This window comes from Corynebacterium sp. UMB4614, assembly GCF_030217065.1.
GTDB lineage: Bacteria > Actinomycetota > Actinomycetes > Mycobacteriales > Mycobacteriaceae > Corynebacterium.
The window spans coordinates 19,583-34,774 of the sequence record NZ_JASONC010000005.1; the positions used below are offsets into that span (position 1 = coordinate 19,583).

Annotated in this window: 12 protein-coding genes and 3 pseudogenes; 5 read left to right on the forward strand and 10 right to left on the reverse strand. The window is 65.3% G+C overall.

Annotated elements, in window-relative coordinates:
• Positions 1-37: 37 nt before the first annotated feature.
• The 7 genes from QP413_RS03490 to QP413_RS03520 all read right to left on the reverse strand — a co-directional run bounded on the left by QP413_RS03490 (position 38) and on the right by QP413_RS03520 (position 7,585).
• A complete protein-coding gene (locus tag QP413_RS03490; protein ID WP_052205195.1) occupies positions 38-775 on the reverse strand; it encodes an ABC transporter permease in 738 nt (245 codons plus the stop codon).
• On the reverse strand, positions 772-1,524 hold the full coding sequence (locus QP413_RS03495) for an ABC transporter permease (RefSeq protein ID WP_034666004.1): 753 nt from the start codon (positions 1,522-1,524) through the stop codon (positions 772-774). The genes QP413_RS03490 and QP413_RS03495 overlap by 4 nt, the downstream gene beginning before the upstream one ends.
• Entirely contained in the window at positions 1,521-2,564 is a 1,044-nt protein-coding gene (locus QP413_RS03500; RefSeq protein WP_034666007.1) for an ATP-binding cassette domain-containing protein, read from the reverse strand. The genes QP413_RS03495 and QP413_RS03500 overlap by 4 nt, the downstream gene beginning before the upstream one ends.
• Complete coding sequence (locus QP413_RS03505; RefSeq protein ID WP_284780648.1) at positions 2,561-3,739, reverse strand: saccharopine dehydrogenase; 1,179 nt, start codon at positions 3,737-3,739, stop codon at positions 2,561-2,563. Before QP413_RS03505 ends, QP413_RS03500 begins: the two co-directional genes overlap by 4 nt.
• Entirely contained in the window at positions 3,732-4,415 is a 684-nt protein-coding gene (locus QP413_RS03510) for a hypothetical protein (RefSeq protein ID WP_284780649.1), read from the reverse strand. The genes QP413_RS03505 and QP413_RS03510 overlap by 8 nt, the downstream gene beginning before the upstream one ends.
• 174 nt (positions 4,416-4,589) lie before the next feature.
• A complete protein-coding gene (locus QP413_RS03515) occupies positions 4,590-6,836 on the reverse strand; it encodes an ATP-binding cassette domain-containing protein (protein WP_284780651.1) in 2,247 nt (748 codons plus the stop codon).
• A 107-nt stretch (positions 6,837-6,943) separates the two neighbouring features.
• Positions 6,944-7,585 (reverse strand): ECF transporter S component, encoded by a 642-nt coding sequence (locus QP413_RS03520; protein ID WP_148812569.1) that lies wholly within the window; start codon positions 7,583-7,585, stop codon positions 6,944-6,946.
• A 550-nt stretch (positions 7,586-8,135) separates the two neighbouring features.
• On the opposite strand from QP413_RS03520, the pseudogene QP413_RS10275 reads away from it, so the two are divergent.
• A pseudogene (locus QP413_RS10275) lies at positions 8,136-8,430 on the forward strand (anti-sigma factor); the annotation flags it as partial.
• 55 nt (positions 8,431-8,485) lie between these two features.
• On the opposite strand, the gene QP413_RS03535 reads toward QP413_RS10275, so the two are convergent.
• From QP413_RS03535 to ychF, 3 genes and pseudogenes are all read right to left on the reverse strand, one after another.
• Positions 8,486-8,656, reverse strand: coding sequence for a hypothetical protein (locus QP413_RS03535; protein WP_218079174.1), 171 nt, complete (start codon positions 8,654-8,656; stop codon positions 8,486-8,488).
• Between the two features lie 181 nt (positions 8,657-8,837).
• Positions 8,838-9,236 (reverse strand): annotated as a pseudogene (locus tag QP413_RS03540) (recombinase family protein); the annotation flags it as partial.
• Between the two features lie 20 nt (positions 9,237-9,256).
• Entirely contained in the window at positions 9,257-10,345 is a 1,089-nt protein-coding gene (gene ychF / locus QP413_RS03545) for a redox-regulated ATPase YchF (RefSeq protein ID WP_284780654.1), read from the reverse strand.
• Between the two features lie 331 nt (positions 10,346-10,676).
• Here ychF and QP413_RS03550 point away from each other — a divergent pair.
• From QP413_RS03550 to QP413_RS03565, 4 genes and pseudogenes are all read left to right on the forward strand, one after another.
• A pseudogene (locus tag QP413_RS03550) lies at positions 10,677-12,253 on the forward strand (sodium-dependent transporter).
• Position 12,254: 1 nt separating this feature from the next.
• Positions 12,255-12,422: a methionine/alanine import NSS transporter subunit MetS gene (gene metS / locus QP413_RS03555; protein WP_012359873.1), complete on the forward strand. Its 168-nt coding sequence runs from the start codon at positions 12,255-12,257 to the stop codon at positions 12,420-12,422.
• Positions 12,423-12,519: 97 nt separating this feature from the next.
• Positions 12,520-14,175, forward strand: coding sequence for an AI-2E family transporter (locus QP413_RS03560; protein ID WP_284780657.1), 1,656 nt, complete (start codon positions 12,520-12,522; stop codon positions 14,173-14,175).
• A 5-nt stretch (positions 14,176-14,180) separates the two neighbouring features.
• On the forward strand, positions 14,181-15,011 hold the full coding sequence (locus QP413_RS03565) for a DUF6542 domain-containing protein (RefSeq protein ID WP_200973637.1): 831 nt from the start codon (positions 14,181-14,183) through the stop codon (positions 15,009-15,011).
• Positions 15,012-15,192: the final 181 nt, after the last annotated feature.

The window sequence follows — 15,192 nt, forward strand, 5'->3', positions numbered from 1 at the left end:
CGGCGGTTTCGGGTTAGATGCTCGGATTCGCGGGCCGTCATGCAGACTCCCCCGGCCTCGTTTTCACGGCGATGCCCCACGCCGCGAGCACGGCGATGCCTAAGAACCAGGCCGCGCAGACCACCAGACCCGCAGCCCCGGTGCCGTTGACGGCCTCGCCGGCCGCGGATACGGGGGTGTGCCCGGCGATTCCGCGCAGGAGGGGACGGAAGTGGTCGGCGGGCATGAGCACCGTGTTGACGAACATCGCAACGATGATTAACGGGATGAGGGCCACGGAACCCTGGGGGCTGGTGATGGAGAACGCGATGTACGTGCCGGTGCATGCGGCCGCCGCGGCAACCATCGCGCCGGTCACCGCGATCCTCCACCACCAGGACACCTCCGGTGGGCCGTCGGAAAGCAAGGCGGCCACCGCCGCGACGACGGCCGTCATCGCCATGATCCGGATGAACTCGGCAATGATCCGTGCGGCCGGCACGGCCGCGTACGGTGCCGGCATGGTGATCAACCGCTCGTGGAAGCCATTGCTGCGTTCAACGAACACGGTGGATGATCCCGTGATGGCCAGGATGAACGCCCACGCCGTCACGACCAGGATGACCGCGTTCCGGAGTTCGAACTCTCCGGTGAGCTGCCTGACCAGGCCACCGAACATGCGGTTGACGATGAACAGGTACACGAGCGGAGCAATGAACGTCATGAACCAGAAGTCGGGGCGCCGCAGCCAAATGTGGGCGATGCGCCGCAGATGCACGAAGATGGCGCCAATCATGATTCGCTCCTCGAGGTGAACCGGCGGATGAACAGGACGATTCCGGCGACCGCCGCGACACCGAGCCATAGGGCGGCCTCTTCCCCGGCGCGATCCGGGAAGGCGTCCGGGGACGCCGCCCTAATCACCTCGATCACCGGCGAAAAAGGCATGTGGCGCACGACGTCGCGAAGGGAGCCGTCCAAAGCGGTCGCCGGAATGAACGCGGTGGAGAACATGAGCAGCAGCATTTCCAGCGCCTGGATCGATGAGGCCGTCGACACCGGGGCGGGCACCATCAGGATCACCCCGTCCGTGACCAGGGACAGGACCGCCGCGGCGAGCAGCGACCACAGGACAGTCCACGCGACGTCACCGACAGCCATGTCGAGGCCGCAGGCCCACGCGACGACCAGCAGCGCCGCGATCGACGCGGACATCCGCAGCACATCGGTGACGAGCCTGCCGGCGACATAGCCGCCTGTGGCCCCGGGCAACACGCGCACGCGGTCAACGAGCCCGGATTCGACGTCCTGTCCCACCGCCATCGCCGACGCCGCGGCGGTGAACATCGCCGCCTGGAACAGGCAGCCGCCGAGCACGAAACGCAGGTACCCGAAGCCGGATTGCTCCGCCGAGTACCCGAACACCGCGTACAGGCACAGCAGGAAGAGGGGCGGAACCACGAACATGGAGATCAGCGACGCGGTGTTGCGTCGCAACAGCAGCAGATCCCGACGGAGAAACGCCGCGACCGACGTCGCACTCATCGCGCCGCACCCCCTGCGTTCATCGATATGAACACCTCGTTGAGGGTGGGTGGCGACACGCTCAGCGAATCCGGCAACGCTTCCGAGGCCTCCATCGCCTGCGCCACCGCCTCGAGGACCCGCGGTCCGGGGTCGACGTCGAGGGACACCGACTTCCCCGCGACGCGGGCGCCGTCCAGGCACGTTCCCCCGAGGCAGCGGGCGAACGCCTCCGCCTCGGCGGCGGTGGCGAAGGACACGCGGAGCACGTGCGACCCGAAGGCGCGGCGCAATTCCTCCGGCGTTCCGCTGGCGACGATGCGGCGATCCTTGAGCAGATGGACGTGGTCTGCCAGCGCCTCCGCCTCTTCCAGGTACTGGGTGGTCAGCACCAGGGTCATTCCGTCGTCCCGCAGTTGCCGGATGAAGCCCCACAGCTCTTCGCGGCTGACCGGGTCCAGCCCCGTCGTGGGTTCGTCGAGGAACAGCAGCCTGGGCACGACGCACAGCGACGCGGCGATGTCGAGGCGGCGCCGCATGCCACCCGAATAGGCCGACGCCAGCGTCGAGGCACTGTCTGCGAGCGAGAATTGCGCGAGCAGTTCCGTCGCGCGGGCGGCCGCGGCGGCGCGGTCGAGTCCGCGCAGCCGCCCGAAGAACTCCAGGTTCTCCCGGCCGGTGAGGTTCTCGTCGATCGCCGCGAATTGGCCGGTGGTGGCAATGTCAGCGCGCACGCCCGCCGGGTCCTCTTTCACGTCGCGCGAGAAGATGCTCACCTCGCCGGAGTCGGCGGTGATGAGCGTCGACAGGATTCGGATGAGGGTGGTCTTGCCTGCACCGTTGTGGCCGAGGAATGACACGATCGCCCCGGTGGGCACGGTGAAACTCACGCCGTCGAGCACATGCTTGCGCATCCGGGCACCGCGCTTTCCCTTGCGCCCGCCGTCCGGCGGGGCACCTGCCCCGCCTTCGGGCGGGGTGCCCGCTTTGCCCGCAATCGGGTAGCTCTTCGTGAGGTCGCGGACGACGATCGCCGCACCTCGTTCAGCTTGATCCGTCATCGTTTCCCCTTTTCTTTGGTATCGCAGTGGGCCGCTGTCGGCAGCGGCCCCGTGGTCGGGTTGTCATGTGGCACCTCGATATGGATGCCCGCATCGCGGGCGAAGGCGAGGACCGGTTCGAGGAGCCGGGGGTGGCCGACGAGATCCCGGCACCCCGGCGCGACCGGCTTCCCCGCGACCGCCACAACGGTGGCGGCAGCAATCGCCGCGGTCATTTTGTAGGAACCCGGGCCGGTCGCCCGGACGACGGTCGTCTCGGCCGCCGGCCCCGCATCGCCCGCGCCGGCGGAGGACAGTGCGACGACCAGCTCGGCGGGTTGCGGAGTGCCCTTCGCCCGCGCCTTCCGCGATGTCACGGCCGCCCCGAGACGGGCGAGCAGACCGGAGACAACGGGCATCGAGTACAGTCTCGACGTGCGGATTTTCTCCACCGACTCATCGGGGAGGGCATCGAAGGCGACGTGGTAGGAATATCCACGGATCGAGGGGCACACCTCGCGTACGACGTCGATGTCCGGGCATTCGCAGCTGATTCCGCTTTGCGACGACACCGGGTTGCGCCGCACCTCGACGATGGTGCCGCCGAGCATCGTGCGGTACCCGCCGCGGATAGTCCGGAACATCGACTCGACCGACGCGGCCCCGGATTCCTGGTCGGCGCCAATTTGCAGATCGACCCGCACATCGCGGACCTCTTCGGCCCCCGCAGCGCGGGCCCCGAGCATCAACAGGGCCGTCGACAAGCCCGGGCACAGGCCGAACCCGGTGAGCACGGGAACCCCCTCCCGCCGAGCATCCCCGTCGAGGGCCATGATCGCGCGGCGGGCGTCGATCGAATCGTTGACGTCGATGTACCCGGTGCCTGAGTCGATGCAAGCACGGGCGAGTGAGTCTGCATGCACCTCGAACGGGCCGGTGCAGTTGACCACCCAATCGTGTTTGCGGAAGACCCTGCAGATCTCGTTGTGGCCGGCGGCGATCCTCAGCGGGAAGTGCCGCCCCGGGCCATCGTCCGGTTTCTGCCGGGAAGTGTAGGCCAGCTCAATCCCATCGACGACGCCGAGCATCCCCCGGACGAGCCGTCCGGTGACGCCGGTACCTCCGGCCACCAGCACTTTCACGGGTTCGCCCGCGTCGCGGTCCCGTGCTTCCCCGCCGTTTCGTCGGTCAGTCATGTTCCATTTCGTTTCCCCGGTCCCGCGACCGGTCGATTCCTTCGGACGACGGGTCCGCTGCCCTGTCGTCCGTTTCCGGCGCCTGGCGCCGGCGTTCGATGTACTCCCCGATGAGGGCCCCGGTCAGCGCGGCATCCTCTCCGAGGACGAACGAATAGTGGTTTCCCGCGACGCCGGCGACGCAGAGGTCATCGACGAGGTGGTCCCGCCACTGGTCGTGGTTGTGAGCCTCGCCGTCATCGGGGAGAACGAACAACGCCTCCCTCACCCGACCCTCGGGCCGGTACCGGGTGCGGGCATCGATGAGCGAGCGCAGCGAGTTGAACTCCGTCGCCGTCACCCGGTCGCCGGAAAGCCCAAGGTCCTCCAGGAGCGTCGGTGCGACTGCTGCGGCCAGGGCACGCAGACGGGCCCCCCGTTCCCCGTCGGTCTCATCGACCCCGCCGAACTCCGCCCAGAGGCGGGCAACCGGCGTTCCGTGCGGGAGATCGGCGATCGAGGGCGCCACCCGGGACAGCAGCCCCTTTTCGGATTCCGCGCCGAAATCCCCGACGTCGACCGCGATCCCCGGAGCCAGGCTGTCGAGAAACACCAGCGCGGGATCAAGATCGGCCCCCTTTTTCATCTCATCGGCCTTGTCCCGAAGCACGTCGCTGATGGTCCGGATCGTGTTCATTGGTACCTCTTTCGGTTGTCGGCGCCATGCCGGTGCCGGGCGGACCGGGCCCGCATGGCGTGACCCGGAGGATGTGTCTGAAGGGTTGAAAGGGTGAAGCAACTGGGTGGGGCGCGTCTCCGCACAAGCTCGGAAACGCTCGCGGGCCCGGGACCCGCCGGTTCCGGGCGTCCGTCAAGTCACTGCGGACACCAGGGCGGCGACGAAGGCCGCGGCGGACGCTGCGGCCGCGAATCCGTCACGCACTCGCCAGGGGTGATCGGTGCGGAAGGTGCGCCGCGGATGGCGGCCGAAGTTGCGCATCGCCAGGGTCAAGGACAGCTTTTCGGCGCAGCGCACGGCGCTGACGAACAAGGGAAAGGCGATGCGCGCGGGCGTCGTCGCGCGAATGAAGCCGGAGCGGAAAGACTGCCCCGGTCGCATCGAGCGCAATCTAATCGCCCATGTCAGATGGGGGATTTCGCTGCGCAGGAACGCCGCGATGCTCACCCCGGAAATCGCTATGGTGCACCATGTGTAGGGCACCCGGAAGCGTTGCACCATGGTGTCGAAAAGCTCCTCGACGCGCATGCACGCGGAGACCAGGACCGTCCCCGCGAACACGGCCGTCAGCAGCAGTCCGTGATGGATGCCGTGGCGGACGGCCTCCGCCGGATCCCCACCGCCGTAGAACTCGGAGCGCCACCCGAGCAGGCCGAAGAACACCCCGATCAACAGGACGAGGAGGACCTTCCCCGCCGTCGCCCGAACGTCGCGCTCCGCGATTGCAGCGAGTGCGAGGAACGCGACCCCCGTCAGCGCGAGAACGGCGTCTCCGCCGGAGAGCAGCCCGGCGACGAGGACGAGCATCACCGCCGCGACGATCGTGATGGCGTTCAACCCCGCGCGCCTCCGAGCGGCGGATTCACCGGTCCAGGGGCTTTCGTCCCCGGACGTCCGTGCGCCGGCCGCGGGCAGTGCGCGATCCCGCCGGGACGACTCCGGGGCAGCCGGCACGTCGGCCGCGGGACCGGACCAGGCGACCTTCCCTTCGGCGACGATGCTCGCCCGATCCGCCCACGTTCGCGCGACACGGCGATCGTGGCACGTGAACACAACGGTTCCGCCGGCCCCGGCGTATTCCGCCAGCGCATCCAGCACGATGCGCGCGCTCGGCGAATCCAGGTGCGCCAACGGCTCGTCGAGAAGCAGCAAACGGCGATTGGCCGCCACCGCCAGGAAGATGCCCAACCGTCTTTTCTGTCCGCCCGACAGGACGAACGGCGAGACGGGGTCAAGTGCCCGGGGGAACAGGGCTTCCCGCAGTTTCCGCAGCTCATCGGTGCCGAGTGGCCCGTGCGGGTCCGTGCCGGCCAGCGCGGAGTCGATTTCCGCGGCGACGGTCGCGCGGGTGAACTGGTGCTCGGGGTTCTGGAACGCCCACGACGCGAAGGCGTCGGGGACGCGCCAGGCGGACGCGCCGTCGATCCGGAGGTCCGCTCCCGCCTTCATCTGGCCCGACAGCACCGCCAGCAAGGTGGACTTACCGGCTCCGTTGGCGCCGACTAGGGTATGAATCTCGCCCCGTTCCAGTGTCAGATCGGCCCCGTTCAGGATCTTCTCCCCGCCTCGGGCCACGTGGGTTCCGGTCAAGGCCAGCAGTGGAACGGCATCCGCCTCCGATTCCGGATCGGTGCCATTCCCGGCCCTCCGGGACTTTCGCCGCCGGTCCGGACCGGGACGGTCCGGTGCCCCCGTGCCCTGCGTACTGGCGTCCGGCGTTCCGGCGGTCGCGGCCGTCGTCGCAATGCCCTTCACCGCGATGCTATCCGGCGCTCCGTGGGCGGCGACGCTCCCGTCCGCATCGAGGATCGTCACCGTGTCGACCCACCCGTCGAACGGGCGGAGGTCGTGCTCGATGAGCAGGATGACGCGCCCCGGGGCCCGCAAGTCACGGATGGCGGCGAACAGCGACCGGCGACCGTCCTCGTCGACGTGGGCCGCGGGCTCGTCGAAGATCATGACCTCCGGCGCCCTGGCCACCGCACCGGCGATGGCCATCCGCTGGCGTTGCCCGCCCGACAAAGCCCACGGATCCTTCTCTGCGAGCTCTGACAGCCCGAGCTCCGCTAGGGCCTCGGCTGATCGCTTGGCGACGATGCCGGCTTCCACGAGGGAAAACTCGAGGGCCATGGACACGTCATCGACGACTCGGAGCGTGAGCACCTGCGTCGCCGGGTCTTGCCCGACGAAGGTGACCCGGTCCCGGTCCACGGGGCATTCGGTGCCGTCGGCATCGACGATGTGCACGGATCCGGCATGGTCGATGGGGATGTGCGAGGGTATCAGTCCAGCGATGAGGTGGGCCAGGCTCGTCTTTCCGCATCCCACGGGCCCCGTGATGGCGTTGATCGTGCCGAAATCGAAGGAGAGGTCCACCATGTCGGGTGCCCATCGCCCATCGGCGTGCCGCACTCCCGCGCCACTGACCCGCAACCGGGCCGGGGCCGTCCCGCGTGTCGCACCGGCGCACGCGGGCGCTCCGCCGGTCATCGGGTGACCCCGCGGCTGCGGAGCCCCTTTGCGACGGCAAAGCCCAGGACCAAAAACACCAGGCTCGATGCCAAGGCTACGGCGAAGCTGATCAGGGCCATGGGCGTGGTCGGCGAGTCGACGCCGACGGCACGCGGGGCCATCGTTCCCATCAGCGCGGAGAATAACATCGCCGACGCCACGAACTGGGGACGCGTCCACCGCCGGTACAGGGTGACCATGAACGGAAGCTCGATGAGCAATCCTTCCATGATCAGCGCCCCGATCGCGGCGACGCCGAACGGGGTGGTCGCCGCGGACACGACGCCCATGGCAAGGCACGCGATGAGGCTCGCGCCAGGCTTGCGGACGACGATGAGGGGAACGACGCACGGCAGGAACCACAACCCGAGCGTCGCCGCGACGAGATAAACGTGGGCGATGCCGGCGAACACCTGCAGGTAGGTCAGGGGCACGACGATGAGAGACCCCGCGACGCCGATCGCGGCGGCGACGAGCATGTCGCGGGTGGATGGTCGGCCACCCACTGCGACCGGTGCGACGTGTACCAACCGCCCGTCGCCCGTCCCGTCCGGGCCCGCGTCCCCGACTCCCCCTCCGGAGAGGGGTTCTCTGGTCGATCCACGTTTTCTGTTCATCGTCGCCGCCTCGCTTCCGTTGCCGATTCCCGATCGGGACCATAACTTGAAACAGCATTAGGTTAGGCAATCCTTATCAACTTATGCCAGACTCAAATTATTGACTTTGCCCCCGTTCCCCCCCATTTCGTTGTTAGCAGTTCCACCTCAGGGCACCGAAGATTCATAGCCTGTCCACCCGATTGGGCGGGTTATGTTTATTTCCGTTCCCTCCGTCTGAAAGGACAGTAGAACTAGTCGCTGGCTTCGGTATGGCTTATTCCCGCCCCTGTCTGAAAATGATCCGGGGGTGATGCCGCCGAAGACAGTGACATACTCAAACTGCTAATAGGAACCTGACCCAGCCCAGGTGGTATGAGGTCTCACAGTAATGTAGATGCCAGTACTAAGTATGTCCGACCACCCCCAGCGATGAAGCTCGAATAGTCCAACTTCTAATTCATCGCTAGGAGGAACACACCCATGGCCTATGACTTCGTCATTGGCGTGGACGTCGGCAAATACTTCCACCACGCCTGCGTCCTCGATCCCCAAGGCAGACGCGCGTCAAGGTCAGGCCGACGCGATGGGCGCGAGCCTCGACATCGTGATCAGCTCTGACATGGGCAAGGGCGGCGCCATGGTCAACGGCCAGCCAGCTCTCGACGACGGCATGGGGGGGGGCACAAGTGTGGGCAGTCATGGATGACGGCGCCATGGAATCGGCTGGAGTCATCGGCCAAGAACCCCACGACGACGTGTGGATGCCGCTGCCCGGTGGAACTGCTTCAGCCCTCGTCACCGAGGAAGTCGCCGCCGGCGCGGCGCAACCCACCGGTGCGGTGCTGGCCAACGTGACGCTCTAGTCCCGGTTCCCTCCCTTGGCGCGCTTCAGCGCCGAGCACCGGACGAGAGCGAAGTTCACAGCACAATCCAGCCGACCAGGGCCGCGCCGATGACGACCGCCCAGGGCGGGACCTTCCACGAGGTGGGCGCGGCGTAGCAGACCACGGTGATGGACAGAGTGATCACGCCGGAAACCCCGGCGGTGAACACCGGGGTGTACAGCGCTGCACCGAGAATGCCGACCACCGCGGCATTCGCTCCAGCCAGGGCCGCACCTGCGCGTGGTGTCTGGCACCGAGGAAGGACGCGAACGTGAACAGCGGGCCTGGCATCGCCTGCGTTGCGCCGTAGCCGGCGAGGACGGTGTCTGCCCTCGCTCTCCACGCTGCTGTTGGGCGCGTGACTGCCTAGCCCCTTTACGCTCGACTTCACCGCGTGCTACGGCCGCCTTGATGCGCGCGAACATCCGGCCTCCGTCAGTACTGAGGTCCGCATCACCATTCGCGGTAAAAAGCTTCAACCCGTGCTGTTCCGCTCTGTCGATCCACCCTTCGAGCTGCGCGGGCTGCCGCGTTAGACGATCCAAGTCCCAGCAGATAATCGCGTCTAGCTCGCCTCACTGAAGACTAGCCACCATCGCGTCGTAATCGGGACGTTCCACGTCTTTCTTAGAGGCCGAGATCGACTAATCCACATAGGTGTACACGACCATCCAGCCACGCTGCTTTGCAATGGCTTCACAGTCTTCGCGCTGACGCTCGATGGCAAGACCGTCCATTGCAGCATCGAGCGAGATGCGAAGGTAAATGGCAGCACGTGTTGTCATACGACTAACACTGGCGCGCCTTAAGTTACATTGAACTTGAACTCGACGACGTCGCCGTCGACCATGACGTACTCCTTACCCTCCTGACGGACCTTGCCTGCCGCGCGGGCCTCAGCCATGGAGCCCAGCGCGTCGAGATCCTCGAAGCTGACGATCTCAGCCTTAATGAAACCGCGCTCGAAATCGGAGTGGATCACGCCAGCGGCCTTCGGTGCGGTATCGCCCTGGTGGATCGTCCACGCACGGGCCTCCTTCGGGCCGGCGGTCAGGTAGGTCTGCAGGCCGAGGGTCTCAAAGCCAGCCTTGGCCAGGGTCTGCAGGCCCGGCTCGTTCTGGCCGACAGCGGCGAGCAGCTCCGCGGCGTCCTCCTCGTCCAGCTCCAGCAGGTCGGTCTCACTCTGGGCGTCCAGGAAGACGGCCTCGGCCGGGGCGACCAGCTTGCGCAGCTCGTCCTTCTTCGCGTCATCCGTGAGGACATCCTCGTCGGAGTTGAACACGTAGAGGAAAGGCTTGGCGGTCATCAGGTGCAGCTCGCGGAGCAGATCCAGGTCAACCTCGCCGGTCTTCGATGCGGCGAAGAGCGTGCGGTCGTCCTCCAAGACAGCCTGGGCCTTCTTGACCTCCTCGACGGTGTCGGCGACGTCCTTGTCCTTGCGCGCTTCCTTCTCCAGGCGCGGCAGAGCCTTCTCCAGGGTCTGCAGGTCGGCGAGGATCAGCTCGGTGTTGATGACCGAGATGTCGCTGGCCGGGTCAACCTTACCGTCGACGTGAATGACGTTGTCGTCAGTGAAAGCGCGCACCACCTGGCAGATCGCGTCGGCCTCGCGAATGTTGGCCAGGAAGGCGTTGCCCATGCCCTCGCCCTCGGATGCGCCCTTAACGATGCCGGCGATGTCCACGAAGGTGACGGTGGCCGGGAGGATGCGCTCAGAGCCGTAGATTTCCGCCAGGCGATCCAGGCGCGGGTCCGGCAGCTCCACCAGGCCCTCGTTCGGCTCGATCGTGGCGAAGGGGTAGTTCGCCGCCAGCACGTCATTGCGGGTCAGCGCGTTAAAAAGGGTGGACTTGCCGACGTTCGGCAGGCCAACAATTCCAAGGGTGAGAGACACTCAACAAGTCCTTACAGATGCGATCGAATAGTGCCTTCTAGCTTGCCTGAAGTACTCCCCTTGGTTCAAACGCGCCACCCTACCCAATGTTGATCGAGAAAGTACGTCAAAAATCACTTGGAATTCGCTGTGTGTTGCTAATATCCCCTTTTCAAGAGCGTGAGGTAGATCACTGGACCCGCCGGTGGCCTCCCGCTACTATCTTTTCGATAGGACGCACCACATTATGAGCTCCACAACGCCCGGTGGCTCCACAACCTCACCCGGAGCATTCACCGACGACTCGGGCTCCCAGGCCCGCGAAACCTTCAACACCCGCCTGGTATTCCTCATGGCGGCGATTGGCTCGGCCGTGGGCCTGGGCAATATTTGGCGTTCCCCTACGTCGCCTACGACTCCGGCGGCGGTGCCTTCCTCATCCCTTATCTGATCGCCCTGCTGACGGCGGGTGTCCCGCTGCTGTGGTTCTTCTTCAGCATCGGCCACCGTTTCCGTGCCTCAGCACCGTTGGCTTACCGCCGCATGGACCGCCGCGCGGAGCCGATCGGCTGGCTGCAGGTGGGCGTGGCTTTCTTCATCACCATCTACTACGCCGCCATCATCGGCTGGGCAGGCCTCTACGCATGGAAGTCGCTCTCCCTGGGCTGGGGCACGGACACCGAGTCCTACTTCTTCAACGACTTCCTGCACCTGGACGCCGAGTCCACTCACTCGGGTAAGTTCATTATCCCTATTCTGCTGATGATGATCGCAGTGTGGGTGATCACCACCATCGTGCTGGCGGCAGATGTCAACAAGGGTATCGGTAAGCTCACCACTATCTTCGTCCCCCTGCTGATCATCCTGTTCGTTCTCATGGTCGTTCGCGCACTATTCCTCGACGGCGCGCTCGATGGCCTGAATGCCTTCTTCACCCCGGACTGGGGCGCACTGACGGACTCGGGCGTGTGGATCGCCGCCTACGGCCAGATCTTCTTCTCCCTGTCTATCGGCTTCGGAATCATGACCACCTACGCGTCCTACCTGAAGCCACGCACCAACCTGACGAACACCGGCATGGTGACTGCCTTCGCGAACTCCTCCTTCGAGCTGCTGGCCGGTATCGGTGTCTTCGCAGCCCTGGGTTTCATGGCTCACCAGACGCAGACCGACGTCTCTGAGGTTGTCAGCGGTGGCATCGGCCTAGCCTTCGTTGCCTTCCCGACGATCATTAACGAAATGCCTTTCGGTGAGGTCTTCGGCATCCTGTTCTTCGTCTCGCTGTTCATCGCCGGCCTGACCTCTCTGATTTCCCTGATGGAGGTCGTGGTCTCCGCTGTGAAGGACAAGTTCAACCTGGAGCGCAAGACCGCCGCGATCATCATCGGCGCGGTCATGGGCACCATCTCCACCCTGCTGTTCTCCGCGACCACCGGACTGATCGCCCTGGACATCATGGATAAGTGGACGAACAACATCGGCATCATCTTCTGTGCCTCGCTGTCCCTCATTCTCACCGCGTGGGTGTTCAAGCGCCGTGTGGAGATGACTCAGCACCTCAACGCCGTGTCCTCCGTGAAGGTTGGTCCGGTCTGGCAGTTCTTCGCCTTCGTCCTGACCCCGATCGTCCTGTTGTACACGATGATCTCGGAGATCCTCGGCCTGATTAAGGAGCCCTACGAGGGCTACGGCACCGCTCAGATCACCACGTATGGCTGGTTAGTGCTTGTGGTCATCGCAATCGCAGCCGTCACCATGACGACCGCTCCGTTCCGCCAGGGAGTCCACGTCAATGGCATCCCGGGCTCGGACTACGGCGTGCCGAAGTTCGGCCGCAAGAAGAACGAACCAAACACCCTGGCCGTAGCCGCACAGGGCTCGGCTGCCACCACGGCCACCCCGAACCCCGCCAAGAAGGGAGACAACTAACATGACCGCAATCGCGCTGATCATGATGGTGCTTTTCATCCTCGTCATCTGGGGTGGCCTCGTCGGATCTGTCATCATGCTGACCAACAGCACCGATGAGGAATCCGGTGAGCTGGGAACTGCCCCAGGCACTCACGACGAGGCGCTCGCCGCCGTGCGGGTGTCCTAGCCCCCTCCCCGCCTTAACAACTAACCCCACCGGCAAATCCATGATTTGCGGTGGGGTTAAGCATTGTTTTGGCGCACCTTTCAGGCATGATGGATACATGAATTCTTCCAAGGAACCCCGCAACAGTGGCCGTGGCGAGGGCGCGCATCTCCCCGACCACGACGGCGAGCGCGACTTCGCCGACTTCCTCGCTGGTTCTCGGCGTGCTGATCACGAGTCCACCCTGCCCCTGCCCGAAGATCAGGGTCGCAGCCGTAGCAGCACGGACAACCAGTCCATGCAGAACGATGAGAGCGGCGCCAAGGGCGTCAACGTCGACGGTGCTGCGCCCGCTATCCCAGAAGGAATGGCGGATAACGAAAGCGATGGCAACGAGCACGCCGACGGCAAGAATAAGCTCGCCGAGAAGTTGAGCGAGAAGTCTCGCGAATTCCACAAGAAGCATCCTCACCTCCACGACGGGTCGCTGGATAAGTACACCAGCCTTGATGAGGCCGAGGATCTCAACCCCGAAGTGCGGGATCGTGCCGAGGTGCTGGGCACCTCCGTGCGCTGGTTCGCGGGCTGGTGCCTGCGCCTGCTGATCATCGCCCTGGCCGCCTTCGTGGCGTCCAAGGCTTTCGGCAAGCTGTGGGTGGGCATCCTGCCGGTTCTGCTGGCGCTCATCGTCTGTACCGTGTTGTGGCCGGTCGTCCGCGTGCTGCGTGAGAAGCTACACTTCCCGAACGCACTGGCGGTCGCCACGACCATCATCGGCTTCTTCGTAGTAATCGCTGGCCTGTTCGCACTGATCATTCCACCGGCGGTGGATCAGTCCCGAGAGCTGGCAAGCCAGGCCAACGCCGGTATTCGCACGATTCAGCGCTGGCTGCAGGGCCCGCCGGTCAATCTCCAGGAGAGCCAGTTCAACGATGCATTGAACCAGGCGACGAGCTGGCTGCAGAACCAGTCGGGACGTATCGCCTCTGAGGTCGCCGCGGGCGCTTCCGCCACCCTGTCAGCACTGATGACGCTGTTCATCATGCTGGTGCTGACTTTCTTCTTCCTCAAGGACGGCGAGAAATTCTTGCCGATGATCCGCCGCATCACCGGTCGCCGTGTCGGTTGGCACCTCACCGAGGCTCTGACCCGTTGCTGGCAGACTCTCGGCGGGTTCATCCGCACCCAGGCGCTGGTCTCCTTCATCGACGCCGTATTTATCGGCGGTGGCCTCTTCCTCATGGGTGTTCCGCTGGCCGGCCCGCTCGCGGTTCTGACCTTCTTCGCGGGCTTCATCCCGATCGTCGGTGCCACGGTCGCCGGTGTTCTCTCGGTCCTGATCGCACTGGTGGGCGTTGGTTTCAAGACCGCGATCTTCACCCTGATCCTGGTGCTGGCTGTTCAGCAGCTGGAGGGCAATGTCCTGTCGCCGTGGCTGCAGGCCAAGGCGATGGACCTCCACCCGGTCATCGTGCTGCTGGCAGTGACGCTGGGTGGCACGCTCTTCGGCATCATCGGCGCGTTCCTGGCGGTGCCGGCTGCCGCAATGATCGCCGTCGTGCTGCGCTACATGGGCGATCTGACGGATCTCGCGACGGGCGAGAAGTCCATGGAGGATATCGAGTTCGCCACCACCGCGGGTTCTCTGTCCGGTGCGCAATCCCAGCGCAAGGCGGAGCAGTGGCTGGAGGGCCAGCGTCATGCGATGAAGGTCACTAAGGAAAAGCTGACGTTCAGCAACCTGCTTAACCCGCTACGCAAGGGCGATAAGTAACATCAATGGCCGTGTCTGATACCTCACCGCATAACTCAAGTTCCCGCTTCCCCGTCTGGTCTCCCCTGCTGGTGATGACCGCGGTGTTGCTCACTGGGCTTGTCATCGGCTGGGGCAGCACAACGTTGCCCACGAGGTATTTCGTGCTCTTCGCCGCCGCCATGGTGGTCTCCACCCTGTTCGTGGAGCCGCGTGGCCTGTTCCTGACGGTGGCCTCGTTCCCACTCTGGTTCGTCGTGGGGACGTTCATCATCGCCCGCATCGCAGCCCCCTCCGGCGGTTCGGCCAAGGCGAAGTTGGCGACGTCCGCCTACCCAATCGTCCAGCATTACCTGTGGCTCGCTGTCACGATGCTGATCTGCGTGCTGATCGCTGCGGTGCGGTGGTGGCTGTACCGGGAGAGCGTCGACCGTGCGCGGGCCAGGGCCACGCAGCGCCGGCGCCGCCAGTCCGACGCCAACCGCTCCAACGAGGAGCTCTCCCAGCGTGCTCGTTCTCGTGCCGCGCACCGGCGTTCGGCTACCAGCGGGAAGAATGTGCCCTTCGACCCGGCGCGATTCCAACAGCGCCGTACTGAGGGCGCCCGCAGCTATAGCCGGGAGGATTTGCGGGCATCCTCCGAGCGCCGTCGTGGTGTCCCGGGCCGGGCTGATGAGCGCTCGGCTCAGCGGTATCGCTCCTCTGGGTCTTCATCCCGATACTCCACTGGCTACCCCTCCCCCGCCGATGGCGAGTCGCGCTTTGGTTCTTCGGATTACGACAACCGCCGCAGCCCCCTGCCGCGGAGCCGAGACACCGGCACCGGGCGGGCATCCGCTGAGGACCGCGACTACTAGCGGGGAGCGGGGCGTCACCTGCGGGATAACCGAATTGGTCCGCGCACAGGGACACGCCAGCTGACACAGCTTTCAGCCTCGATCCCTAGCAAGAGCAAAACCCACCACGACGATGCTCGTGGTGGGTTTTCGCATCAAACCAGGCGGATCATTCCCCTATCCTGGCTTCACTGTACGGGCG